This window comes from Aeromonas sp. QDB34 (genome assembly GCF_027705405.1).
GTDB classification, from domain to species: Bacteria; Pseudomonadota; Gammaproteobacteria; order Enterobacterales; family Aeromonadaceae; genus Aeromonas; species Aeromonas hydrophila.
On the sequence record NZ_JAPDBT010000007.1, the window covers coordinates 158,489 to 180,756 of the forward strand.

A 22,268-nucleotide genomic window follows, 5' to 3' on the forward strand; every position below is an offset into this window, starting at 1 on the left:
TCACTGGGGCTTGGTCAACAGATGGATCTTGCCCGGTGACAGCTCCAGCCCCAACAGATTCTCCTTCAGCCAGGCCTGGTTCGGATCCTTGTCGTTGAGCCGATAGACCGGCTGGGTCTCCAGCCGCTTCTCCATGCTCTGCAGCAGCATGCCGAGCATGAAGCCGAACTTCTGCTGCGCCGCCTCCGGCTCCAGCTTGTATTCAATCAACTTCATGTTGTCGAGGAACAGCGCGCTCTGCGCCTTGTCGTAGCGCGGTCTCGCCTCATAGGTCATGTTCAGCCGCGCGTCGTACTCGGTCTGATCCGGCAGGGCGATCTTGAGCTTGCCCTTGCCATAAACCCGGGCGGTGTCCGGGCTCTGGCGCCCGATCTGGACATCGCTCTGCTCGAGCTGCACATGGGCCTTGATGATGCCGGGCAGCTCTAACTGTTTGTTCACTTGCACCTGGGATTGCAGGTACTGGTTTATCTGTTGCTCATTGATGTCATATGAGCCTTGACCTAGCATGGCCAGACTGAGCAGCATAGATTGCAGGATCATGCTAACGACCTGATAGAATGGGTGTGTTTTACAGCATACCATCCTGGCTTCGCGGGATCTGCCCACCGCATTTCACTCGTCTGTAAAAGGAGTTCTCGTGATCAACGGTCTGGAGCACGACATCCAACTGCTGTTTTCCCAGTTTCTCGGCTGGTTGCTGCTGCTGTTTCACACCGTGATCGTGGCGGGGGTCTCATTTCGGGTGGTGATGAAGCGGCGCCCCATCGGGGTCTCGCTGGCCTGGCTCGCCCTCATCTATGCCATCCCGTTTGCCGGGGTCGGTTTTTACGTGCTGTTCGGCGAGATCCGCCTCGGCCGGCGCCGCGCCGAGCGGGCGCAGGCCATGTACCGCCCTTACGCCATCTGGATCCGCCAACTGGCCCGGCTCTTTCCCCAGCACTGCTGCGAGGTGGGGGAGAAGGCCCAGCCGCTGCACGATCTGATCCAGGGCCGGCTGGCCATGCCCATGCTCTCCGGCAACCGGATGACGCTGCTGAGCAAGCCGGAAGCCATCCTGCGCGAGATAGTGCGCGACATCCGCCAATCCTCCCAGTCCTGCTACCTGGAGTTCTACATCTGGCACCCGGGCGGCGACACCGACGAGGTGTGTGAAGCCTTGATGGAAGTGGCGGCGCGCGGCGTGGATTGTCGCTTGCTGCTCGACTCCATGGGCAGCAAGACCTTCTTCCGCTCGTCCTGGCCGAAAAAGCTGCGCAAGGCTGGGGTCAAGCTGGTGGAGGTGTTGCCGGTCGGGGCCTGGCGCATTCCGTTCCAGCGTCAGGACCTGCGCATGCACCGCAAGCTGGTGGTGATCGACGACCGGGTTGGTTACACCGGCTCCATGAACATGGTGGATCCCCGTTTCTTCAAGCAGAACGCCGGGGTCGGCCAGTGGGTCGACATCATGATCCGGGTGCAGGGACCCATGGTGCCGCTGATGTGGTCCATCTTCGTCTGGGACTGGGAGATGGAGACCGGCGAGCGGCTGCTCGACAGCCTGCAGCACGAGCCGGAGGCCTGGCCCCAGAGCAACTACCGGGCCCAGCTCATTCCATCCGGCCCCTTCGTCGGCGGCGACTGCATCCAGCAAAGCCTGCTGCTGGCCATCTACCAGGCCCGCCACCATCTGGTGCTGACCACCCCCTACTTCGTGCCGGACGATCCGCTGGCGGCGGCGCTCTCCTCGGCGGCGGCCCGCGGCGTGCAGGTGCAGCTGGTGCTGCCGGCGCGCAACGACTCTCTGATGGCCAATTATGCCTGCAACGCCTTCATGGAGGAGCTGCTGGAGGCGGGGGTGGAGGTCTATCGCTACGACGCCGGCCTGCTGCACACCAAGAGCGTGCTGGTGGATGACGACTTCGCCCTGGTGGGCACGGTCAATCTGGACCGGCGTAGCCTCTGGCTCAACTTCGAGGTGACCCTGCTCATCGACAACCCGGTGTTCGTCGCCGAGATGACCCAGCTGGTGCAGGGCTACATGATAGAGGCGACCCCCATGTCGCTGGCCAAGTGGCGGGCACGCCCCTGGTACAAGAAGGTGATGGAGAACATGTTCTACCTGTTCAGCCCCTTGTTGTGACATCACTTAATTGCGGCAGGCGCCGAATTGCGCTTGCCTAGCCCCAAGCTGGCCCCGTAGAGTGCGGCAATCACTCCCTGGAGAAACAGAAGAAGATGAAGAAGCGAGTAGCGCTGGCCGTCACGGCGGCCTTGGTGGTGGGTGGGCTGGGTGCCTGCTGGTACACGGGCAACACGTTCGATCGCATCATGGCCGAGCAGATCGCCAAGGTGAAGCAGGAGAGCGGTGTCGAACTGAGCTGGCAGCCGAGCTCGAGCAACCTGTTCGCCCGCGATGGCGTGCTGAAGGTGGTGGTCACCCCGCAGACACTGGCCAGCCTGGATGGTCAGCTGGAGGGGAGCGAGCCGGTCGAGGCGCAGTTCATCGTCAACAGCCGTATCCTGCCGCTCTACATCAAGAGCCACATGCTGCTCGACACCAAGCAGGGTTCGCTGGCGCCGGTGTTCAACGCCTTCAAGATGGAGCAGTGGCAGTTCGGCATCGAGTCGGTCAGCAGCCTGTGGACCGCCAGCAACAGCAGCCGCTTCTGGGCCAACGAGTTCAAGATCAAGCAGGGGCTCGACGAGTTCAACTTCCTGCCGATGAAGGGCGACTATCACGGCGATCTGGAAGGCAATGGTCACGTCACCTTCCACTGGCAGGGCATGACGGTGCATGAAGAGCAGAACAAGATGGACATGGTGCTGGCCGAGCTCAAGGGCAGTGCCGACATGGCCGAGATCAGCGGCATCTGGCTCTCTCCCCGCAGCGACATGACTCTCTCCGCGCTGTCGGTACAGCTGCCGGACAGCGTCAAGGTCTCCCTGCAGGGGCTGACCACCGAAACCCAGCTGGCGGGGGATGATGCCCAGACCCTCTCCAGCAGCTACCAGATGAAGGTGGACACCCTCAATCTGGAGAACGAGACCGACAACCTGGCGCTGACCCAGAGCAAGCTGGCCCTCAATCTGAAGGGGCTGGATCTGGAAGGCTATCAGGCGCTGCAGGCCTCCAGCGGCCAGGGCGTGGAAGAGGAAGCGATCCAGCAGGCGCTGGACAAGATGCTCAAGCGTGGCGCCACGCTGGAGCTGGTGGACTTGAGCTCTCACCTCAATGGCGAGCCGGTGGCCATGAAGGGCGACATCAAGCTGGCGGCGACCTCGCTCGAGCAGCTGTTCAACAGCGAAGAGGGGATGCACGCGCTCTCCGGCCTGCTGCACGCCAACCTGAGCGGCAAGCTGGGCAAGGCGGTGCCGCAGCTGGCGCCCATGCTGGATCAGTTCGCCGCCATGGGTTACCTCAAGGTGGACAAGGAGCAGCTGACGGCCGAGCTCAAGCTCGACAAGGGTGCCATGACCGTCAACGGTCTGCCGCTCTGATCGACGTTGCTTTCGTGCACATAAAACAAAGGCTCCCGCGGGAGCCTTTGTTGTTTTCAGTGGCCGGGATTACTTGAATACCACCGTCTTGTTGCCGTAGACGAACACCCGCTCGTTCAGCACCAGCTCCAGTGCCCGGCTCAGCACCGATTTCTCCACGTCGCGGCCGGCCTTGGCCATGTCGTCGGCGCTGAAGGTGTGATCGACGTGGATCACGTCCTGCTCGACGATGGGGCCCTCATCCAGATCGTCGGTGACGAAGTGGGCGGTGGCGCCGATCAGCTTGACCCCGCGATCGAAGGCCTGGCGATAGGGGCGGGCACCGATGAAGGCGGGCAGGAAGGAGTGGTGGATGTTGATGATCTTGCGCGGATAGGCCTCGACGAAACTCGGGGTCAGCACCCGCATGTACTTGGCCAGCACCACGTAGTCGGGCTGGTAGCCGTCGATGATGGCGCGCACCTGCTCTTCGTGCTCGGTACGGCTCAGATCCTCGTGGCTGACGGTGTGGAACGGAATGTCGAACTTGCCGGTCAGCTCGGCGAGGGTGTCGTAGTTGCCGATCACCGCGACTATGTCCATGTCCAGCGCACCGGCGTAGTTCTTCATCAGGATGTCGCCGAGGCAGTGGGTCTCCTTGGTCACCAGGATGACGATGCGCTTCTTGCCGGCCTTGACCAGGCGGCGCTGGGCACCGGCGGGGAGGGCATCATCGAGGTCGGCCAGCAGGGTCTCGTCGTTGAAGCGTCCTTCCAGCTCGGTGCGCATGAAGAAGCGGCCGTTTTCGTGATCCACGAACTCGTCGTTCTTGTTGATGTTGAGCTGGTGCTTGTAGCAGATGTTGGTGATCTTGGCGATGAGGCCCTTGGCGTCCGGACAGTCCGTCAGCAGTATTTTCTTTTCCATCTCTGTCATGATTCCGTTTGTGTTGTTGGCGCCTGAGTCTGCGCAGGCTGCGCGTTTTTTCAGGCACTATGCCACAAACAAAATCAGAAAAGACAGTGCGCCGTGCGCCCTGATGCAATGCGGCCACAAGCGGTACGCTATTCATCTTTGATGGGTTTTGGGCTGGTATCCGGCGTTTTTTTTCTTTACGCTGTCTGCGCTTATTCTCAGGGCGGGGTGAAATTCCCCACCGGCGGTATCCCGATGTGACTCGGGGAGCCCGCGAGCGCCCGACCCGGTATTGCACCGGGACGGGGTCAGCAGATCCGGTGAGATGCCGGAGCCGACGGTCATAGTCCGGATGAAAGAGGATAAGACAGATATTGCAGGCAAGCCCCATGGGCCGGCCGCTGCATACCTATCTCTGTCTGCCTTTCCATGCCCTGATTCTGGTCCTTGTCTTGTTTAGGAGTCTTACCATGAATCAGTCTCTTCTCAGTGAATTTGGTGATCCCATTGCCCGTGTCGACGCGGCACTGGCAGCTTTGCGTGCCGGTCGCGGCGTGCTGGTGGCCGACGATGAAGATCGGGAGAACGAAGGGGATCTCATCTTCGCCGCCGAATCCATGACCAACGAACAGATGGCGATGATGATCCGCGAGTGTTCCGGCATCGTCTGTCTCTGCCTGACCGATGAACGGGTACGTCAGCTCGAACTGCCGATGATGGTGGAGGCCAACTCCAGCCATTATCAGACCGCCTTCACCGTGACCATCGAAGCGGCACAGGGGGTGACCACCGGCGTGTCGGCGGCCGATCGCATCACCACCATTCGGGCCGCCATCGCCGATGGCGCCAGACCATCCGATCTGCACCGCCCGGGCCACGTCTTCCCGCTGCGGGCCCGCACCGGCGGGGTGTTGACCCGTCGCGGCCACACTGAAGCCACGGTCGATCTGATGCAGCTGGCCGGACTCAAACCGTTCGGCGTGTTGTGCGAACTGACCAAGGAAGATGGCTCCATGGCGCGGCTGCCGGATCTGGTGGCATTCGGTCGCCAGCATCAAATGCCGGTGCTGACCATCGAGGATCTGGTGCAATATCGTCAATTGCTGTCAGAACGTTCAGCCTGAGCCTCATACGAAATTGTAATAAGCCCAAAATTTGGTTACGCTTTGTGCGAACCTCATCCAGAGACCCTCATTTTTGGCTTAACTTTGCACAAAAAGTGTACGTTTAAAAAAAAATGAGGGTTTTAATGCATTTATCTGTGATGGGGCCTATCCAAACTATGATTTTTTTGTGCCATAATCACGCCGCTTGCTAAACGTCTGGCGAGTTAAAGGGAGCTTTTAAAATGAAAAAAATGTTGTTGGTAGGTGTTGTTGGTCTGTCCGCTCTGCTGGGCGGTTGTGCAAACACCAGCGAACTGGAAACTTCCGTTCAGAATCTGTCTAACAAAGTTGACCAACTGGCTCAAGATGTTAGCGCTGTTCGTGCTGATCAATCCAAGATCGCTGCTGATGTTGCAGAAGCCAAGCAAGAAGCTATGCGTGCTAACCAGCGCATCGACAACATGGCTACTTCCTACAAGAAGTAATCCATGCGAAAAAAATGGCGCAGTTATGCGCCATTTTTTTTTGCCTGAAATTCGTCAAATTCCCGCGTTTTCCCCGCTGATACCCGCCTGACAAGGCAATGCCGAACACTCGGCATCACCCCGTTTTTCATTTCCGCATCGATCAGTAGAGCAGGCTGTAGAGCTTGCGACGGTAGCTCTGCGCCGCCGGGTTGCTGCCCATGGTGGTCAGGATGTCGAGATAGGTCTTCTTGGCATCACCGAAGGCGAGATCCCGTTTGAGGATGGTAAACAGCAGCGTCAGCGCCTCTTCCTGCCGGCCGGCCTGGCTGTATTGCACCGCCAGCTCCTGGGCCAGGGCAAAGTTGTCCGGCTCCTGCTGGTGACGGGCTTCCAGTGCCCGCAGCTCCGGGCTGTCGGCGGCCTGCTGGGCCAGTGCCAGCCGGGATGTCAGGGTCTGGTAGTGATCGTCCTGGGCGATCATCGGGATTTTGCCCAGTCGCTCCTGCGCTTCGTCCAGCAGATTGAGATCGAGCGCCGCCTGAATGAGCCACAGGCTGATGTCGTGGCGCTCCGGTGCCAGCTGATGGGCCTTGCCGAGATGGGCATAGGCAAGGTCCGCCTGACCCTTCGCCAGCGCCTGCTGTCCCTGTTCGAACAGCAACTCCTCCTCCTTGGGAGCGAAGGCGGCAAAGTAGTGGCGCAGGGTGGCTTCGTCCTGCGGGCCTTCCAGAATGGCCTGCTCGTCAGGGCGGCCCTGATGGAACAGCACCAGCGCCGGCAGGGCGCGCAGGCCGAGCTGACCAGCTAGCGGCTGCAGCTGCGGATCGTTCATGTCCACTTTGGCCAGGGTCACCTGGGGATTGACCGGGCCGACCAGCGCTTCCACCAGCGGGGTCATGGCTTGACACTCCGGCATCTGGGGGGCGTGGAAATAGATGACGATCGGCTTTTTCATGGAAGCATCGATCAGGGCGCTTTGGAAATTCTGGGGATGGATGTCGACGATCATGAGGCTGACTCTTGGAAAATGGTGTGAGTTAACATGGGGTTGATGGGCGCAGAATTCAAGCTGCCATCGAGCAGCCAGCCGTTGACGGAGAGGGTCGGTGCGGCCAGGCTGAGCCAGCCCCGGCCGATGGGCCAATCCTGTACCCGGTAATCCTGTTCATCGAGTTGGTTGTCGAGCCGCCACGCCTGCTGCGGCACAAAGCATACCTTGTCGAGGCCGGCGGCAATGCCGGCGCCATAGGCCTTCAATACCGCCTCCTTGCGCGACCAGAACCGATAGAAGGCCGGCTCTTGCTCCGCCTCTGGCAGGGCGAGCAGCCACTCATATTCACTCTGCGCATAAAAACGGCGGGCCAGTGGCAGAATTTGGCGGCGCCGCTGACCCATCTCTATATCCACTCCGAGCGGGCCGGTGGCACAGAGGGCAATCGCCAGCCAGTCACCGCTGTGGCTGAGGTTGAACTGCCAGCGCCCGTCGTTCAGCACCGGCTTGCCGTGCGGGTTGCTGCAAAACTGCAGCGCATCGGGGCGGCACTGTAGGCGCTCGGCCAGCAGCCGTCGCAGCAAGCCACGGCTGAGCAGGTACTCCTGGCGGCGTGCCAGCTGACCGATGGACTGCCATGTCTGCCGTTCTTCGGGGGAGAGCATGGTTTGCAGCAGGCTCAGCTGGTCGGCGTCCGTGTTTGCCGGTTTTAACAAATAGAGATCCACAGAGATCATAATTTTTCACTTAAAAAGCATGCTGAAACAGCGATAAAAGTCAGTTTGATCCGGCCTGGGTGGCCCCTTTCGAGATTGTATATTGTTTGGCCACGATCACATTAATCAGGAAAAATAATGCATTTCCTTGCAAAAATGTGATGTCGATAGGGATTTTCGCTTGCCTCGATAGAATTCTTGGATATAGTCGGGTGCTGTTGCCTTATAAATTGCCCGTTCGGGCCGTATTTTAACAAGTTTTACTATTTTGCGGGGATAAAGGATTGCGCCACCTGATGCTACTGCTGGTCGCGCTCGGAATGGTGGGTTGTGCCTCGGCACCCCAGCCCGAGGTCGCGAGCAAGATCGAAGTTTCCATGATGGAACCCGTTATTGAACCGGAAGCTTCGCAAACCCCAGATGTAAACGAAATCCTGACAGTATACAAAGAGTGGCGCGGTGTTCCTTACCGCATGGGCGGCAGCAGCCAGCGCGGCATCGATTGTTCCGCCTTCGCCCGTGAAGTGTTCCGCAACGCCGTCGGCATCGAACTTCCCCGTGATACCCGCTCCCAAGTCCATGAAGGCACCCGCGTTTCCAAGCAGGATCTGGTCGAAGGTGACCTGGTTTTCTTCAAGATCAATCGCCGTCTCAATCATGTCGGCATCTATGTGGGCAACGGTGAATTCATTCACGCCTCCACCCGCGCCGGGGTGACGCGCTCCAAGCTCGACAGCTCCTACTGGCGCAGCAAATTCTGGCAGGCACGCCGGATCGACATCTGAGTCAGGCTGGACAAACGGCTCGCAGTACGGACTGTTTTTCCAACCTCACTTGAACCGGGCTCGACAGCCCGGTTTTTTTATGGCCGTCATTTAGACTTTCCGGGGCCAAGTCACTATAGTGTGGGCCCGTTTTCCTCGGCAGGCCCAGCATGAAGACCCATTCCGACCGCAAATCCGGATTGCATCCACGCAATCGCCATCAGGCTCCCTATGATTTCGATGCACTCTGCCAGCGTACCCCCGAGCTGCAACCCTTCGTGTTCGTCAATGAACACGGCACCCAGACCCTGGACTTTGCCGATCCGGCCGCCGTCAAGGCGCTGAACAAGGCGTTGTTGGCGCTGCACTATGGCATTGCGCACTGGGATCTGCCGGCCGGTTATCTCTGCCCGCCCATTCCGGGGCGGGTGGATTATCTGCATCGGGTGGCCGATCTGCTGGCCGAGAGTGCCGGCAAGGTGCCGACCGGCAAGGGGGTGCGGGTGCTGGATATCGGGGTCGGTGCTAACTGCATCTATCCGCTGCTGGGGACCCGCGAATATGGCTGGCGCTTCGTCGGCTCCGACATCGATCCGGTGTCGGTCAAGGCCGCTACTCTGCTGGCCAAGAGCAACGGGCTGGGCAGCCAGATCGAATGCCGTCTGCAGGGCAAGGCTGGCGACATCTTTCAGGGGATTGTGGCGCCGCGCGAGCGTTTTGCGCTGACCCTCTGCAATCCTCCCTTTCATGCTTCACTGGCAGAGGCGAGCAAGGGAACGGAGCGCAAGCTGCGCAACCTGGGCAAGGTGGCGACGGCCAAGCCGGTGCTCAATTTCGGCGGTCAGAAGGCCGAGCTCTGGTGCGAAGGGGGGGAGGCCGCCTTTCTGGCCAACATGATTGCCCAGAGCAAGGCATTCGCCAGCCAGTGCCTCTGGTTCAGCTCGCTGGTGTCGAAAAAAGAGAACCTGCCGGCGGCCAAGCAGGGGCTGAGCCGGGTCGGGGCCCGTCAGGTGCGGGTGCTCGAGATGACCCAGGGCAACAAGACCAGCCGGGTTCTGGCCTGGTCTTTCCAAGGCGAGGCGGCCAGCAGGCAGTGGTGGTCGCCGATGGCGCACGATAACGCCTGAGCCGGCTGAAGCGGGACGACGACAAGGGGCATGCCGATGGTATGCCCCTGTTTTTTGGTGGGCTTCAGTGGCCAGTCTGGGTCGATACCCGGCACCCATGACAATCGTTTTTCCCCTTGTGGCATCTGGGCTGGCGCCTGCATGTTAGTGATCACTTTCATCCTCGGTACAGTTGTACGCTGAGATTTTTTTGCACTTGCAGTTGAAACTTTCATAAAATAGGACTGGTTAGACCTCTTTACAGGCTTTGAATCGAATAGGGATCGGTACATGAAAGTTGTCGATTTTCTGAAGCGCAAGCGCGAAATACTGGCGCAGCACCCCTTTGAGCTCAAGGATTGGCTCTCTCCGGCGATCCGCGACTACTGGCGTGAGTTTCAGCAAAAGGCACACCTCCACCCTCTGCTGGGCCGGGTGCTGGATTTGCAGAACGACAGCCAGTCGACGCAGCAACAGCAGGGCGCGGCGCAAGCCGTCAACGGCCAGCCCGTGCCGCTGGATACCCCTGCCGTCGAACTCAGCGGCGAGGCAGCCGCTCTGTTTGCCACCTTGCAGGAGCGCATCGGCGAAGAGACCCATGTCGGTGAGTGGTTGCTGGTCAGCCAGCAGATGATCAACGAGTTTGCCGCCGTGACCGGCGACAACCAGTGGATCCACACCGATCCGGAGCGCGCAGCGGCCGAGTCACCGTTCAAGACCACCATTGCCCATGGCTTCCTGACCCTGGCGTTGTTGCCGCGGTTGACGGGCAGCATCAACGAGGCCGCTCCCGAGTTTCCGACCGCCCGCATGGTGGTGAACTTCGGCCTGGATCAGGTGCGTTTCCCGTATCCCATCAAGGTGGACAGCAACATCCGCGCCCGCACCAAGCTGGCTCGGGTTACCCCGATCAAGGGCGGGCTGGAGCTGCTCAAGGAGATCAAGGTCGAGATCGAAGGCATTCGTCGCCCAGGCTGCGTCATTGAATCGGTCACCCGGATCTACTTCTGACGGGGTGACGGTGTCACCTGCTGGCACGCATCGTATTGAAAAAAACAGGCTCACCTCGGTGAGCCTGTTTTGTTTATGGCGTTTGTTGCACTTGCCGATGTCGCTTCTATATAGGCGCCGCTCGCGCATCCATGGCTTGCCCCGAGGGCTAGAAGCTGGCCCCCAGGCTTATCAGATGACGCCACTCTTTGCCTGATAAGGGTGTTTGCACACCTTGATAGTCCAACCTGGAGTCTTCCCAATCGAGCTCGCTCGACCAGGAGAGGCGCAGATGATCGTTGAAGTAGTAGCGCATCCCCAGGCTGCCCTGCACGGCCTGCTCCCGGGTGATGTAGGGGGATGGCTGGTCCAGATAGCGCTTGTAGGTGCCCTTGCTGAACAGCTCCAGTTGCTCCGACCAGAGCGCGATGGGTTGCCGGTAGTCCCAGCCAAGGCCCATCAGGGGATAGTTGATGATCCTGTCGTTGAACAGATCGATGATAAAGATGGTGTTGATGTCATCCGGCCGGAAGTAGGAACGCTCCAGCCCGGCCTGGCTGATCAGCTCCAGCCGTCGCCGCTTGTCGTTCCAGAACCGGTAACCAGGTCCGGCCACATAACCTACATCCATGTATTCGGGGCTCAGCATATGATATTCAAAGTCGACGGCGGAGCGTAGAAACCAGCGCTGATCGAAGAAGAAGTCCAGCATGGGCTTGAGCCGGTACTCATGGCTGTTGGTGACGTTGTTGGCGGTCTCGTAGATGTACTCCCCATCCAGCGTATAGCGCCAGTCGAGGTTGGCCACCTCGGTGGAGGCTTTCAGGTTGACGTTGTTGGTCTGCTTGTCGCTGTGCTTGAGCTTGACGTTCAGATCGCTGCTACCGCTCCACAGCCAGGCTTTCTGGTCATCTGGCGTCAGGGCCAGCAGGGTAATGCCGGTCTTGACGGTCGGTTTGGGTTTGTCCTGCTTCTCGATGCGCCAGCGCTTGACCGCTTCGCGCTTGACTGTGATGGGGGCGCTGTAAGGGAGCGCGATGCGCACTTGCTGGTCACCTATCTCCTCTATGGTGCCGGTCAGCCGGTCACCGTTGTCCATCCAGAGGATGTCGGCCGATACCGCCGGGCTCAGCAGCAGGGCCAGCAGATAAAAAATGCGGTAGCTCATGAAGATCCTCGTGAACATGGTTGGCCATCAGCCGCTGACGGGACGGGGGATACCGTTCTTGCTGTTTAGCACGCTGGCGGCCTTGTCACCATCGACTTCCGGTTTGGCGATGAAGGCTTCCACCTCAGGGGAGAGGATCAGCGGGGCGCCCTGTTCCAGTTCCAGTTCGGTACGGGAGAGCGGTGAGTGCACCTCCAGCCAGTGGCGGCCATCAGGCTCGATGGCGGTTTTGACCGGCTGGTTGATCACCCGCACCTGAGTGCCGATGGGGACAATCTTGAACAGGGCCTCGATGTCGTCGGGGCGCAACCGAATGCAGCCTGCGCTGACCCGCAGACCGACGCCAAAATCCTTGTTGGTGCCGTGGATGAGGTAGTCCTGCTTGCCATAACCGAGGCGCATGGCGAACTTGCCGAGGGGATTGTCGGGACCGGGCGGCACCACCGCCGGCAGGGTGATCCCCTTTTGCTCGAGCCAGGACTTGCGCACCATGGGGCCGGGCACCCAGGTCGGATTAGGATTCTTGGCGATCACCGTGGTGGTCATCTCCGGCGTCTCCCGCCCTATGTCACCGATCCCGATGGGCAGCACCATCACTTCGTTTTTGCCTTTCGGGAAGTAGTAGAGGCGCAGCTCCGGCAGATTGATGACGATGCCCTCGCGAGGCACGTCCGGCAGCAGCATCTGGGTTGGCAGGGTCAGCCGGGTGCCCGGCTTGGGCAAATAGGGATCGACCCCTGGATTGGCTTCGAGCAGCGCCAGAAAACCAATCTGGGTGTGCTTGCCGATGAGCTCAAGATGTTCATCTGGCTGGACTATGTAGTCCTCCAGTTCGCCGATCAGGCGGCTGCCTGCCGGGGGCAGCGGATAGATGGTGGCGAGGACCGGAGCCGTCAGCAGGCTGGCGGTCAGCGCCAGCAATGAGAGGGTTCGTGCTATGAACATGTACTTCCTGTCTGATTGAGATGAGGGGGCCGCGAGGCGACCCCCTTGGGTAAAAGGGGGAAATTGTCAGTCAAACGGGTGACGATTGCCAGCTTGGTAGGCCAGGGTTACAGCCGGGTCCCGACGTGGCAATCCATCATGTTGACCGTTTCTTGCCCGTTTTTAATGCAAGGCAGCATAACCTGCAATGAACAGCATGCTTGGAGGGCGGTGGGAGAGGGGATGAGTGGTGAGTAGCGCCGGCGGCACCCATACAGGGGGTGTGTCTCGGCGTCGGTACTGCATCGACAGCAGGCACGACAGCGGGGAGCATCTCGCCACCGGGTGCGCGCTCATCTGCTGGTTTTATGTGCAGTCGTTTGATCTTTAAAGAGATTCAAGTTGATTTCCAAAGGCGGCTCCGGTAACAATGATGCCCCGTGGAGAGATGCCGGAGTGGCCGAACGGGATTGACTCGAAATCAATTGTGGCAGCAATGCCACCCAGGGTTCGAATCCCTGTCTCTCCGCCATCTTCAAGGCCCAAGCTGCTAGCCAGCTTGGGCTTTTTCGTTTTTGCGTCTACGAGTATGCCACCCCGTATTCCATGCCAGTGGATCCCCCCGGCTTATCTAGCCAGTGTTGAGCTGTTCGAAACATTGCTTTCACCTTATTGGCTCCCCCGTTGCTCTGCACGGCCTGCCTGCCAGCGCTGCAGGCGCTCCTGCGCCCCGATGATGAAGACAAAAAAGACCGGCACGAAGAAGATGGCCAGCAGGGTGCCGCTGATCATGCCGCCGAACACGCCGGTGCCGATGGCATGCTGGGTCTCCGCGCTGGCACCACTGGCAAGCATCAGCGGCACCACGCCTAGGGTGAAGGCGAGCGACGTCATCAGGATGGGGCGCAGACGCAGGCGTGCGGCGGTCACCGCAGCGTCAAGCAGCGAGCGCCCTTCGCCGTGCAACTGGCGGGCAAACTCCACGATGAGGATGGCGTTCTTGGCCGACAGCCCGATGATGGTGATCATGCCCACCTTGAAGAAGACGTCGTTGGGCATGCCGCGCAGCATCACCGCCGCCACGGCGCCGAGCAGGCCCAGCGGCACCACCAGCATCACGGAGAGCGGAATGGACCAGCTCTCGTAGAGCGCGGCCAACACCAGGAACACTACCAGCGCCGACAGCAGCATCAGCAGGGGGGCTTGCGCCGCCGACTGGCGTTCCTGCAGCGACTGTCCCGTCCAGGCCACGGCGAAGCCTGGCGGCAGTTGCGCCACCAGCTGCTCCATCTCCGCCATCGCGGCGCCGCTGGAGATGCCTGGCGCCGCCCCCCCGGCAATACGCACGGCGGGGAAACCATCAAAACGCATCATCTGTTGCGGTGATTCCCGCCAGACCGGCACCACCACCTCCCGCAGCGGCACCATGCCGCCGCTGGCATTGCGTACCCGCAGGCCGAGCACATCATCGAGCTGCATGCGCGACGACGCATCGGCCTGCAGGATGACCTGCTGCATGTGTCCGCCGTTGGGGAAATCGTTGACATAGAGGGACCCCATCGCCGCCGACAGGGTACTGCTCACGCTGGTGAACGAGAGCCCCATGGCCTCGGCCTTCTGCCGGTTGATCTCGAGGTGAACGCTCTGGCCGGGGGGCAGACTGTCCGGGTAGACATCGCTCACCACCTTGCTGTTGGCGGCCAGCGCCAGCAGTTGTACCTGGGCGGCCAGCAGTGCGGCTTCTCCCCGATTGGCCCTGTCCTGCAGAAAGAGGGTGAAGCCGGAAGCGGTGCCCAGCTCGTCGATGGCAGGCGGCATCAGGCTCATTACCGTGCCTTCATGGCTGTTGGCCATGGCCGCTTGTGCCTGCTCTGCCTCTTCGGCGGCCGTGGCACCATGACGCTGATCCCAGTCTTTGAGCATGGTGAAGGCCATGGCCGCATTGGGGCCGGCGCCGGAGAAGCTGAAGCCTTGCACCACCAGGTTGGTGTCGAGCGCCTCGCGAGAGGCCACATGGGCTTCGAACTCCTTGATGACGGCCAGGGTGCGCTCGCTGGTGGCACCGGTCGGCAGCTGGATGGAGGTCATGAAGTAGCCCTGATCCTCGTCCGGTAGAAAAGAGGAGGGCAGCTGGGTGGCCGCGATGGCCAGCACGGCGCAGAGGGCGGCGAAGGTGGCCATCACGCGTCCGCTGCGCCCGACTAGCGAAGTCACCCGTGCGCCGTAGCCCGCCGTGATCCGCTCGATGCCCCGGTTGAAGGCGCCGAAGAAACCGCGCTTTTCATAGTGATCCGGGCTGATCGGCCGCAGCAGGGTGGCACAGAGCGCTGGCGTCAGGGTCAGGGCGAGGAAGGCGGAGAAGAGGATCGACACCGCCATCGACAGGGTGAACTGCTGGTAGATGACCCCCACCGAGCCGCCGCCGAACGCTATGGGGATGAACACCGCCGTGAGCACCAGGGTGATGCCGATCACCGCCCCGCTGATCTCCTTCATGGCCTGCGACGTTGCCTCCCTGGGTGACAATCCTCGGCTGGCCATCAGGCGTTCGACGTTCTCCACCACCACGATGGCGTCGTCGACTATGATGCCGATGGCCAGCACCATGCCGAACATGGTCAGGGAGTTGATGGAAAAGCCGGCCAGCAGCATCACCGCGAAGGTGCCGAGCAGGGCGATGGGGGCGACGATGGCCGGGATCAGGGTGTAGCGCAGGTTCTGCAGGAACAGGAACATCACCAGAAACACCAGCACCATGGCTTCCAGCAGGGTGTGGATCACCTTTTCGATGGAGACCTTGACGAAGGGGGCCGAGTCGAACGGGATGGAGTAAGCCATGCCCGCCGGCAGGGTCGGTGCGAGCTGGGCAAGGCGCGTGCGTACCGCATCGGCGGTGCGCACGGCGTTGGCGCCGGGGGAGAGCTGGATGGCGGCGCTGGTGGCGGCTACGCCGTTCTCGCGGTTGGCAAAGGCGTAGGATTGTGCTCCCAGCTCGACCCGGGCCACATCACCCAGCACCAGCTTGGCGCCATCAGTACCGGCCCGCAGCACGATGGCGGCGAACGCCTCGGGAGTCGTCAGCTGCCCCTCTACCGTGAGGGGGACCGTCAGGCGCTGGTCAGGCAGGGCGGGTTCGTCGCCGAGGCGCCCCGGTGCAATCTGCACGTTCTGCTGCTCGATGGCCTGCGCCACCTCGCTGATGGTCAGCCCGTAGGCGGCGAGCTTGCCCGGATCCACCCAGATGCGCATGGCCTGCTCGGCGCCGAACAGCTGCACCCGCCCCACCCCATCGATGCGGCGTAGCTCCTGCACGATATTGCGCGCCATGTAGTCGTTGAGGGCGACCTCATCGAAGCGGCCATCCGGTGAGGTCATGCCGACCATCATCAGAAAACCGGAAGAGGCGGATTCCACCTGCAGGCCATTTTGCCGCACTGCTTGCGGTAAACGGGGTTCGACCGCCTTGATGCGGTTTTGCACGTCCATCTGGGCCAGCTCCGGATCGGTGCCCGGTTTGAAGGTGGCGGTGATCTGCGCGCTGCCGGAGGCGTCTACCGATGACTCGAAGTAGAGCAGGTTCTTCACCCCCGACAGCTCGCGCTCGATCAGGCTCACCACCGCATCGTTCAGGGTCTGCGGTGTGGCACCGGAATAGGTGGCATAGAGGGTCACCGATACCGGCGCCACCGAGGGGTAGCGGGAGATGGGTAGCTTGGGGATGGCGATGACGCCTGCCAGCACGATGAAGAGGGCGATCACCCAGGCAAACACCGGGCGATGAATGAAAAACTGCGGCATAGAAAACTCTCCGATTCAGCGGGTGCCGGCATCAGCCTGCTGGCTGACTGCGGGGGATGGCCAGGGATGGGCAATGACTTGCGCCCCCGGGGTCAGGCGGTCGATCCCCTCGATCACCACCTGTTGTCCGGCGCTGAGTCCGGATGCGATGCGGTAATGGCGCGCCACCAGCTCACCGGTTTTGACCGGTATCTGCTGTGCCTGCCCCTGGTCATCCAGCACCCACACGCTGGTCTGGCCCGATGTACGCACCACCGCCTGCTGAGGCACGCTCAGGGCGTTGGCATAGTGAGCCCGGGGAATGCGCGCCTGCACGTAGAGACCGGGCAACAGGCGCCTTTCGGGGTTGTCCACCAGCACCCGCAGCAGCACATCGCCGGTACCTGCATCCACCTCGATGCCGGAGAAGAGGATGTGTCCCTGCATCCCCAGCGGCTTGCCGTCGCTGCCGAGGATCGCCACCGCCAGTTCCGGTGCCGTCGAACCAGCCTGCTGGCGCAGGGTGTCCAGCACAGAGGCCGGTTGACGCACATCGACGTAGACCTGATCGATCTGCTGGATCCTGGCCATGGGGGTGGCATCGGTAGGGGACACCAGGGCCCCTTCACTCACCAGCGCCTGATCGATGCGCCCGGTGATGGGAGCCTCCACGCTGGCAAATTGCAGGTTCAGCTGGTGCCGGGCCAGGGTTGCCTTGGCCTGGGCCACGTCGGCGGCCGCCTGATCCCGCTGGGAGACGGCATCGTCATAGGTCTGGCGGCTGATGGCCTCGGTGCGCAGCAGCGGTACCAGACGGTCAATCTGGATACGGGCGCGGGCCAGTACGGCCTGGGCCCGCTGCAATGCCGCGGCGGCGCTGTCGACATCCGCCTTGAAGGGGGCCGGGTTTATCTGGAAGAGCACGGTGCCTGTGCTGATTTCGGCGCCCTGCTCGAACAGACGGCGCTGCACGATGCCGCTGATCTGGGCCCGAATTTCGGCGCTGCGTAGCGCGGTCACCCGGGCGGGCAGATCCTCGCTGATGACCAAGTCCTGACCTGCCAGCGTCATCACCGACACCTGAGGAAGGGCCGGCACGTCCTGTGCTTGCGGCGCCCCATCGCAACCTGCCAATCCGAATACGGCAATGACGGCGAGCAGGGCGCCCGCATACCGCTGTTTGACAAACATCATACTCACCTCGTTAAACCGTCTCCCGGGCATGGTGTTGCCGTGAGAGAACATAGAGCGGGCATTATGGAGAGGGGCTATTGCGAATGATTCGAGGCTTTGTGGAGAATCCATGGAGGCGGTGATAAAGTTCAAGCCCACCATTTTCGAGTCAGACCATGTCGTATCTTCCTGCTTCCGCCAACCCGGCGGCCCAGTCACTGGTACTGATTGCAGAGGATGAAGCCGAGATCGCCGACATCCTCGCCGCTTACCTGCAACGCCACGGATTGCGCACTTTGCATGCCGCCGATGGCCGCGAAGCCCTGGCCATGCACCAGACATGCAAACCCGATCTCCTGTTGCTGGATGTGCAGATGCCACGGCTCGATGGCTGGCAGGTACTCAGCGAGATCCGCGCCCGTGGCGACACGCCGGTGATCATGCTGACCGCCCTGGATCAAGACCTCGACAAGCTGATGGGGCTGCGCATGGGGGCGGATGACTATGTGGTCAAGCCCTTCAACCCGGCCGAAGTGGTGGCTCGGGTACAGGCGGTGCTCAGACGCAGCCAGGCAGCAAAACAGGCTACGGCCAGGGTGCTGCGGGTCGGCCCCTTCCAGATCGATCTGGAGAGCCACGAGGCCAGCATTTGTCGCGATGAGGGGCAACAGATGCTGGATCTGACCCTGACCGAGTTCAAGTTGCTTGCCTCCCTGATGCGGGCCCCAAAAAGGGTGTTCAGCCGCGCTGAACTGCTGACCCACTGCCTGCCCGAGGGGGATACCCAGGAGCGCACGGTGGACAGCCACATCAGCAAGCTGCGCAAGAAGCTGGAGGCACAGGGCATCCAGGGGGTGCCCGCCAGTGTCTGGGGCGTCGGCTATCGCTTCGGGAGCGATGCGTGAAATCGGCACCCGGCCTGCGCAGGCAGATTATCCACTCCCTGGGCTTGATGGCGCTCGGCATCATCTCCCTCGCGGTGATCGGCACCTATGTGTTCTACGCCATTGCCGTGACCTATGTGCCTGGCAGCATCTCCGAGAGCTGGATGCCCTCCAGGGTCGAGATGATCTGGATAGGCTCAACCATTCTCATTGCATTGGGGATGGCGCTGTACGTGGCGGTGCGCCTCTCTCGTCGCATCCTGACTCCCCTCAACTCGGTGGCGAACAGCCTGCGAGAGGTGGCACAGGGTAGGCTCGACGCCCGGGTGCCGCTGGATGAACAGGCGATCGGGGAGACGGCGCAACTGGTGCGCGATTTCAACACCATGGCCGAGCGACTGCAGAGCATGACCCGCGAGCGGGAGTTCTGGAATGCAGCCATAGCCCACGAGTTGCGTACCCCGGTGACCATATTGCGCGGCCGCTTGCAGGGGCTGGCCGAAGGGGTATTTCCGCCAGAGCGTGCGCTCTTTGAAGGGCTGCTGCGCCAAGTGGAGGGATTGACCCACCTGATCGAAGACTTGCGGGTGCTCAGTCTCAACGACAGCGGCCACCTGGAGCTGCAACGAGAGGAGATCAGGCTGGCTGACGAGCTTGCCGTGGTGCTCGAGGCGTTTGCCACCCCTCTGGCCGCGAGCGGTTTCACCCTCAAGCGGGAGCTCGATGCCGAACTCTGTGTCGGTTGTGATGCACTTCGCATCCGTCAGGCCCTGATGGCGCTGCTGGAAAATGCCCAGAAGCACGCGGTGCCCGGCATGCTGACTGTGCGCCTGCATCGTTCGGGCGTCCAGTGCATCCTGAGCGTGGAGGATGAGGGGCCTGGTATCAGCGAGGAGGTTGCCGCCTATATCTTCGAGGCGTTTCGCCGGGGGGATCCGTCACGCTCACGCAAGAGTGGCGGCAGCGGGCTCGGGCTGGCCGTGGTCAAGGCCATTGCCGAGGCCCATGGCGGCAGTGCGGTTTGCCAACCAACCGAACGTGGCGGAACGACATTCACGCTCTCCTGGCCAATCTAGGCCAACAGCCTGCCGGCAAGAGAGGCTATTTCCCCATCTCATGGTGATGGGGTTGAGGCATGCGATGGGGGCATGTATGTCACGGGAACGACAAGGGGATCAAATATGAGGCCCAAGCTGCCAAGCAGCTTGGGCCTCATATTTGCACGCTTGCCGGCTTGTTACCCGGCAGGGCACGTCACGGCGTTACATGCTGGAGAAGACATTCATGATCACCCCGCCCGAGATGATCAGCGCCATCGCCAGGATGGCGGGCAGATCCGGTTTTTGCTTGTAGAGGAGCATCGAGCAGATGGTGACCCCGACGATGCCGAAGCCACACCAGAGCGAATAGGCTACCCCGACCGGAATGGTGCTCATGGCACGGGTGAGGGCGAAGTAGCACAGGCTGTAGGCGCAGACGACCAGTATGGATGGCCCCAATCTGCTGAAACCGTTGGTCTTCTTGATCATCGAGGTGCCGGTGATTTCAGAGCCGATAGAGAGCGCCAGCCATAAAAATCCGAAATTAAACATGGGTCATTCCTTTTGTGTCAGTTGGCGATGTTGTTGTTCATGGGGGGAGTGAGCGGCTCGGCGGAGGCATCGCTGCCCTCTTCGCTGCCCATCTTGGAGAACAGGTTCATGATGACGATGCCGCTGGCGATGACGGCCATGCCGATCATGGCGGCGGTGTCCGGGTGTTGGCCGTAAAACGCCATCCCCAGCGTGGAGACCACCAGAATGCCGGTGCCGGACCAGGTGGCGTAGGCAAGCCCAACGGGAATGTCTTTTACCGCGCGGGAGAGGGAGTAGTAGCAGGTGCAATAGAGCAGCACGAGCAGACCGAGCAGCAGCATCTTGGTGGTTCCTTCACTGCTGCCAAACATCTTGAGGGTGGAGGTGGCCGAGGTTTCGGACACGATCACCAGCAGCATCCATAGCCAACATTTTGTTTTTGAAGACATAAGTTAAACTCCGGGTTTGTTATTTAAGGTAAGGTTGTTTTTCTTTTCTTCTGCTTTTCAAAAAATCGATGGCGGCATCGGTCAGCTGGGCCTCGGCCGTCTGTGCCAGCGCGGGATCCTTCTCTACATCGCTGACCGTGAGATAACGGCGCGCCGTGCCCGCCGGCACCGGGGCCGCGTTGTTCGCCGGAGCCAGCCTCTCCAGCAGCTCATTCATGGTGCACAGCACCACACCGATCTCGCCCAGACGGCTGAGCGCCGCCTGCATGTGCCCGGCGTATGGCGCGCTCGCTTGCGCCCCCAGCAACTGGTTCAGTTCGCTGGCGGGATCGCAGTGATAGCGCAGCGCCAGCACCGGCAAGCCGCTCAGCAGGGCGTCGTGCAGCCGCCGGGCGACGGGGCTGTGCAGCGAGCCGCTCAGCAGGTCCATCGCCAGCGGATAGTCGAGAAAGGGCAGCACCAGCGCGCGATAGGGGGCGGGCGGCAGGGCCTGTTGCCAAACGCTGGCCGGCACTGTCTCCCCCAGCGGTTGCCACAGCGCGCCATCCTCGATCTCTGCTGCCAGCGCAAGCTGCAGGGGCTGCCCACAGCCGGCCAGACGGTTTCGAATGGCCTGCCGATAGCCCTGGGCCGCGGTCACCATCACCAGCAGTGGCGGCTGCAGGCGCCTGAGCATCTGTTCGACCAGGCGTTCAATCTGTTCGTCGGTCATGGGGATCTCCGTTAGCCGAGCAGCCTGACCTGCGCGCCGTTTTTCAAGCCGGCGGCGTTGGCCTCTTCGGTATCGATGTGAAATTCCAGGGCGAAATCGTCGCGCACCCGCACCACCACCTCATCGAAGGTCAACTGGCGCTCACCGTCGCTGCGCACGCTCACCTTCTGGCCGTGGGTCACGTTCAGCTGGCGGGCATCTTGTGGCGAGAGGTGGATATGGCGCCAGGCGCAGATCACCTGGGAGCGCAACTCCACGTGGCCGGCGGGGCCGATGAGCAGGGCGCTGCCGGTATTTTCCAGCTGGCCTGACTCACGGACCGGCGCCTTGATGCCGAGGGTGAAGCAGTCGGCGCGGGAGATCTCCAGCTGTGAAACCGGCCGGGTCGGGCCGAGTACCCGTACCCGGGTCAGCGAGCCCTTGGGGCCGACCACGGTGACGCACTCTTCGGCGGCAAACTGGCCCGGCTGGCGCAGCGGTTTGAGCGGCGTCAGGATGTAACCCTTGCCAAACAGGGCCTCCACATCCTGTTGTGCCAGGTGAACGTGGCGATTCGAGATGCCGACCGGGATCGCCGGGCTGACCAGGCTCAGACGGGCGGCGATCTTTTGATGCAGCTGGGGATCGATCATGCTTTCTTCCCTTTTCTTGCCGCGGCCTGTCGGTCTTCCGCCTGATCGGCGGCAGGCTGGGTAGCTGGTGGAGTGGCCGGCTCGGCCTCGACACCGGTTGGCGGTGGCAGGGCCGAGGTGTCGCTCGTTGCGGCTGTCAGCTCGGTTCTGGTGCTGGCCGGTGCACGCGGCGGGTAGCCCTTGAGGTTGCCGAGCGCCGCTACCGCGCTTGGCTCCGGACGGGCAATCACCAGATAATGGACCTGCTGGTCGATGGTGGCGGCCACCGCGACGCCACGCTCGATGGCGGTGTGGATGGCGCTGATCTCCCCTTCGAAGCAGACACTCACCAGCCCGGAACCCACCTTGCGATAGCCGATGCAGCTGACGCCTGCCGCTTTGCAGGCGGCGTCCACCGCCTGAATGGCGGCGACCAATCCTCGCGTTTCAATTACGCCCAAACTTTTCATCGTCGACTCCTG

Annotated in this window: 22 protein-coding genes, 1 tRNA gene and 1 riboswitch; of the genes, 10 read left to right on the forward strand and 13 right to left on the reverse strand. The window is 61.5% G+C overall.

Going from position 1 to position 22,268, the window contains the following annotated elements:
* Positions 1–543, reverse strand: a complete 543-nt coding sequence (locus tag OKC29_RS12040; protein WP_026080151.1) for a DUF1439 domain-containing protein — start codon at positions 541–543, stop codon at positions 1–3.
* A gap of 97 nt (positions 544–640) precedes the next feature.
* Between OKC29_RS12040 and cls the strand changes: the two genes are divergently transcribed.
* The gene (gene cls, locus OKC29_RS12045; protein WP_011705220.1) at positions 641–2,122 is read left to right on the forward strand and encodes a cardiolipin synthase; all 1,482 of its coding nucleotides are present in this window, start codon (positions 641–643) and stop codon (positions 2,120–2,122) included.
* A 95-nt stretch (positions 2,123–2,217) separates the two neighbouring features.
* Positions 2,218–3,480, forward strand: coding sequence for a DUF945 family protein (locus OKC29_RS12050; protein ID WP_073349353.1), 1,263 nt, complete (start codon positions 2,218–2,220; stop codon positions 3,478–3,480).
* A 69-nt stretch (positions 3,481–3,549) separates the two neighbouring features.
* Here OKC29_RS12050 and purU read toward each other — a convergent pair whose 3' ends face one another.
* Positions 3,550–4,386, reverse strand: coding sequence for a formyltetrahydrofolate deformylase (gene purU / locus OKC29_RS12055; protein WP_011705222.1), 837 nt, complete (start codon positions 4,384–4,386; stop codon positions 3,550–3,552).
* Between the two features lie 198 nt (positions 4,387–4,584).
* Positions 4,585–4,742, forward strand: a riboswitch (FMN riboswitch).
* 102 nt (positions 4,743–4,844) lie between these two features.
* Here purU and ribB point away from each other — a divergent pair.
* The gene (gene ribB, locus OKC29_RS12060; protein ID WP_073349357.1) at positions 4,845–5,498 is read left to right on the forward strand and encodes a 3,4-dihydroxy-2-butanone-4-phosphate synthase; all 654 of its coding nucleotides are present in this window, start codon (positions 4,845–4,847) and stop codon (positions 5,496–5,498) included.
* Between the two features lie 224 nt (positions 5,499–5,722).
* On the forward strand, positions 5,723–5,965 hold the full coding sequence (locus OKC29_RS12065; protein WP_010634682.1) for an Lpp/OprI family alanine-zipper lipoprotein: 243 nt from the start codon (positions 5,723–5,725) through the stop codon (positions 5,963–5,965).
* Positions 5,966–6,107: 142 nt separating this feature from the next.
* Here OKC29_RS12065 and OKC29_RS12070 read toward each other — a convergent pair whose 3' ends face one another.
* Together OKC29_RS12070 and OKC29_RS12075 are read right to left on the reverse strand one after the other, a co-directional pair.
* Complete coding sequence (locus OKC29_RS12070) at positions 6,108–6,956, reverse strand: tetratricopeptide repeat protein (RefSeq protein WP_073349359.1); 849 nt, start codon at positions 6,954–6,956, stop codon at positions 6,108–6,110.
* Complete coding sequence (locus OKC29_RS12075; protein ID WP_073349361.1) at positions 6,953–7,675, reverse strand: 4'-phosphopantetheinyl transferase family protein; 723 nt, start codon at positions 7,673–7,675, stop codon at positions 6,953–6,955. Before OKC29_RS12075 ends, OKC29_RS12070 begins: the two co-directional genes overlap by 4 nt.
* Before the next feature lie 275 nt (positions 7,676–7,950).
* Here OKC29_RS12075 and OKC29_RS12080 point away from each other — a divergent pair, with 275 nt between their 5' ends.
* The 3 genes from OKC29_RS12080 (at position 7,951) to OKC29_RS12090 (ending at position 10,535) form a co-directional block, all read left to right on the forward strand.
* On the forward strand, positions 7,951–8,439 hold the full coding sequence (locus OKC29_RS12080; protein ID WP_005298673.1) for a C40 family peptidase: 489 nt from the start codon (positions 7,951–7,953) through the stop codon (positions 8,437–8,439).
* 149 nt (positions 8,440–8,588) lie between these two features.
* Positions 8,589–9,545, forward strand: a complete 957-nt coding sequence (gene rlmF, locus OKC29_RS12085) for a 23S rRNA (adenine(1618)-N(6))-methyltransferase RlmF (protein WP_073349410.1) — start codon at positions 8,589–8,591, stop codon at positions 9,543–9,545.
* A 270-nt stretch (positions 9,546–9,815) separates the two neighbouring features.
* Positions 9,816–10,535, forward strand: coding sequence for a MaoC family dehydratase (locus OKC29_RS12090; protein ID WP_073349412.1), 720 nt, complete (start codon positions 9,816–9,818; stop codon positions 10,533–10,535).
* Between the two features lie 148 nt (positions 10,536–10,683).
* On the opposite strand, the gene OKC29_RS12095 is transcribed toward OKC29_RS12090, so the two are convergent.
* Positions 10,684–11,682 carry a DUF481 domain-containing protein gene (locus OKC29_RS12095; protein ID WP_073349415.1) on the reverse strand — a complete coding sequence of 333 codons (999 nt, stop codon included), beginning with the start codon at positions 11,680–11,682 and terminating at the stop codon, positions 10,684–10,686.
* A 27-nt stretch (positions 11,683–11,709) separates the two neighbouring features.
* Complete coding sequence (locus OKC29_RS12100; RefSeq protein ID WP_073349417.1) at positions 11,710–12,627, reverse strand: L,D-transpeptidase family protein; 918 nt, start codon at positions 12,625–12,627, stop codon at positions 11,710–11,712.
* 421 nt (positions 12,628–13,048) lie between these two features.
* Here OKC29_RS12100 and OKC29_RS12105 point away from each other — a divergent pair.
* Positions 13,049–13,138 (forward strand) — tRNA-Ser (locus OKC29_RS12105).
* Positions 13,139–13,275: 137 nt separating this feature from the next.
* On the opposite strand, the gene OKC29_RS12110 is transcribed toward OKC29_RS12105, so the two are convergent.
* Together OKC29_RS12110 and OKC29_RS12115 are read right to left on the reverse strand one after the other, a co-directional pair.
* Positions 13,276–16,404, reverse strand: coding sequence for a multidrug efflux RND transporter permease subunit (locus OKC29_RS12110; RefSeq protein ID WP_073349419.1), 3,129 nt, complete (start codon positions 16,402–16,404; stop codon positions 13,276–13,278).
* Between the two features lie 15 nt (positions 16,405–16,419).
* Positions 16,420–17,577: an efflux RND transporter periplasmic adaptor subunit gene (locus tag OKC29_RS12115; RefSeq protein ID WP_162275638.1), complete on the reverse strand. Its 1,158-nt coding sequence runs from the start codon at positions 17,575–17,577 to the stop codon at positions 16,420–16,422.
* Positions 17,578–17,732: 155 nt separating this feature from the next.
* Between OKC29_RS12115 and OKC29_RS12120 the strand changes: the two genes are divergently transcribed.
* Both OKC29_RS12120 and OKC29_RS12125 read left to right on the forward strand, forming a co-directional pair.
* Positions 17,733–18,461, forward strand: a complete 729-nt coding sequence (locus OKC29_RS12120; RefSeq protein ID WP_073349423.1) for a response regulator — start codon at positions 17,733–17,735, stop codon at positions 18,459–18,461.
* Positions 18,458–19,516: an ATP-binding protein gene (locus OKC29_RS12125; RefSeq protein WP_073349425.1), complete on the forward strand. Its 1,059-nt coding sequence runs from the start codon at positions 18,458–18,460 to the stop codon at positions 19,514–19,516. Before OKC29_RS12120 ends, OKC29_RS12125 begins: the two co-directional genes overlap by 4 nt.
* Before the next feature lie 186 nt (positions 19,517–19,702).
* On the opposite strand, the gene OKC29_RS12130 is transcribed toward OKC29_RS12125, so the two are convergent.
* Genes OKC29_RS12130 through OKC29_RS12150 form a run of 5 tightly spaced genes read right to left on the reverse strand, consistent with a single transcriptional unit; the run spans position 19,703 to position 22,256 of the window.
* Complete coding sequence (locus OKC29_RS12130) at positions 19,703–20,032, reverse strand: DMT family transporter (RefSeq protein WP_010634671.1); 330 nt, start codon at positions 20,030–20,032, stop codon at positions 19,703–19,705.
* Between the two features lie 17 nt (positions 20,033–20,049).
* Positions 20,050–20,463, reverse strand: a complete 414-nt coding sequence (locus OKC29_RS12135; protein ID WP_016350021.1) for a DMT family transporter — start codon at positions 20,461–20,463, stop codon at positions 20,050–20,052.
* Between the two features lie 19 nt (positions 20,464–20,482).
* Complete coding sequence (locus tag OKC29_RS12140) at positions 20,483–21,175, reverse strand: hypothetical protein (RefSeq protein ID WP_073349427.1); 693 nt, start codon at positions 21,173–21,175, stop codon at positions 20,483–20,485.
* An 11-nt stretch (positions 21,176–21,186) separates the two neighbouring features.
* Positions 21,187–21,807: a phosphate propanoyltransferase gene (locus OKC29_RS12145; protein WP_073349429.1), complete on the reverse strand. Its 621-nt coding sequence runs from the start codon at positions 21,805–21,807 to the stop codon at positions 21,187–21,189.
* Complete coding sequence (locus OKC29_RS12150) at positions 21,804–22,256, reverse strand: BMC domain-containing protein (protein WP_073349431.1); 453 nt, start codon at positions 22,254–22,256, stop codon at positions 21,804–21,806. Before OKC29_RS12150 ends, OKC29_RS12145 begins: the two co-directional genes overlap by 4 nt.
* Positions 22,257–22,268 lie beyond the last annotated feature (12 nt).

Excerpts from the sequence above, each read along its gene's own strand:
- OKC29_RS12040 (WP_026080151.1), bottom strand. The coding sequence starts at position 543 with ATGATCCTGCAATCTATGCTGCTCAGTCTGGCCATGCTAGGTCAAGGC.
- OKC29_RS12050 (WP_073349353.1), top strand. The coding sequence starts at position 2,218 with ATGAAGAAGCGAGTAGCGCTGGCCGTCACGGCGGCCTTGGTGGTGGGT.
- purU (WP_011705222.1), bottom strand. The coding sequence starts at position 4,386 with ATGGAAAAGAAAATACTGCTGACGGACTGTCCGGACGCCAAGGGCCTC.
- ribB (WP_073349357.1), top strand. The coding sequence starts at position 4,845 with ATGAATCAGTCTCTTCTCAGTGAATTTGGTGATCCCATTGCCCGTGTC.
- OKC29_RS12065 (WP_010634682.1), top strand. The coding sequence starts at position 5,723 with ATGAAAAAAATGTTGTTGGTAGGTGTTGTTGGTCTGTCCGCTCTGCTG.
- OKC29_RS12070 (WP_073349359.1), bottom strand. The coding sequence starts at position 6,956 with ATGATCGTCGACATCCATCCCCAGAATTTCCAAAGCGCCCTGATCGAT.
- OKC29_RS12075 (WP_073349361.1), bottom strand. The coding sequence starts at position 7,675 with ATGATCTCTGTGGATCTCTATTTGTTAAAACCGGCAAACACGGACGCC.
- OKC29_RS12080 (WP_005298673.1), top strand. The coding sequence starts at position 7,951 with ATGCTACTGCTGGTCGCGCTCGGAATGGTGGGTTGTGCCTCGGCACCC.
- rlmF (WP_073349410.1), top strand. The coding sequence starts at position 8,589 with ATGAAGACCCATTCCGACCGCAAATCCGGATTGCATCCACGCAATCGC.
- OKC29_RS12090 (WP_073349412.1), top strand. The coding sequence starts at position 9,816 with ATGAAAGTTGTCGATTTTCTGAAGCGCAAGCGCGAAATACTGGCGCAG.
- OKC29_RS12095 (WP_073349415.1), bottom strand. The coding sequence starts at position 11,682 with ATGAGCTACCGCATTTTTTATCTGCTGGCCCTGCTGCTGAGCCCGGCG.
- OKC29_RS12100 (WP_073349417.1), bottom strand. The coding sequence starts at position 12,627 with ATGTTCATAGCACGAACCCTCTCATTGCTGGCGCTGACCGCCAGCCTG.
- OKC29_RS12110 (WP_073349419.1), bottom strand. The coding sequence starts at position 16,404 with ATGCCGCAGTTTTTCATTCATCGCCCGGTGTTTGCCTGGGTGATCGCC.
- OKC29_RS12115 (WP_162275638.1), bottom strand. The coding sequence starts at position 17,577 with ATGATGTTTGTCAAACAGCGGTATGCGGGCGCCCTGCTCGCCGTCATT.
- OKC29_RS12120 (WP_073349423.1), top strand. The coding sequence starts at position 17,733 with ATGTCGTATCTTCCTGCTTCCGCCAACCCGGCGGCCCAGTCACTGGTA.
- OKC29_RS12130 (WP_010634671.1), bottom strand. The coding sequence starts at position 20,032 with ATGTTTAATTTCGGATTTTTATGGCTGGCGCTCTCTATCGGCTCTGAA.
- OKC29_RS12135 (WP_016350021.1), bottom strand. The coding sequence starts at position 20,463 with ATGTCTTCAAAAACAAAATGTTGGCTATGGATGCTGCTGGTGATCGTG.
- OKC29_RS12140 (WP_073349427.1), bottom strand. The coding sequence starts at position 21,175 with ATGACCGACGAACAGATTGAACGCCTGGTCGAACAGATGCTCAGGCGC.
- OKC29_RS12145 (WP_073349429.1), bottom strand. The coding sequence starts at position 21,807 with ATGATCGATCCCCAGCTGCATCAAAAGATCGCCGCCCGTCTGAGCCTG.
- OKC29_RS12150 (WP_073349431.1), bottom strand. The coding sequence starts at position 22,256 with ATGAAAAGTTTGGGCGTAATTGAAACGCGAGGATTGGTCGCCGCCATT.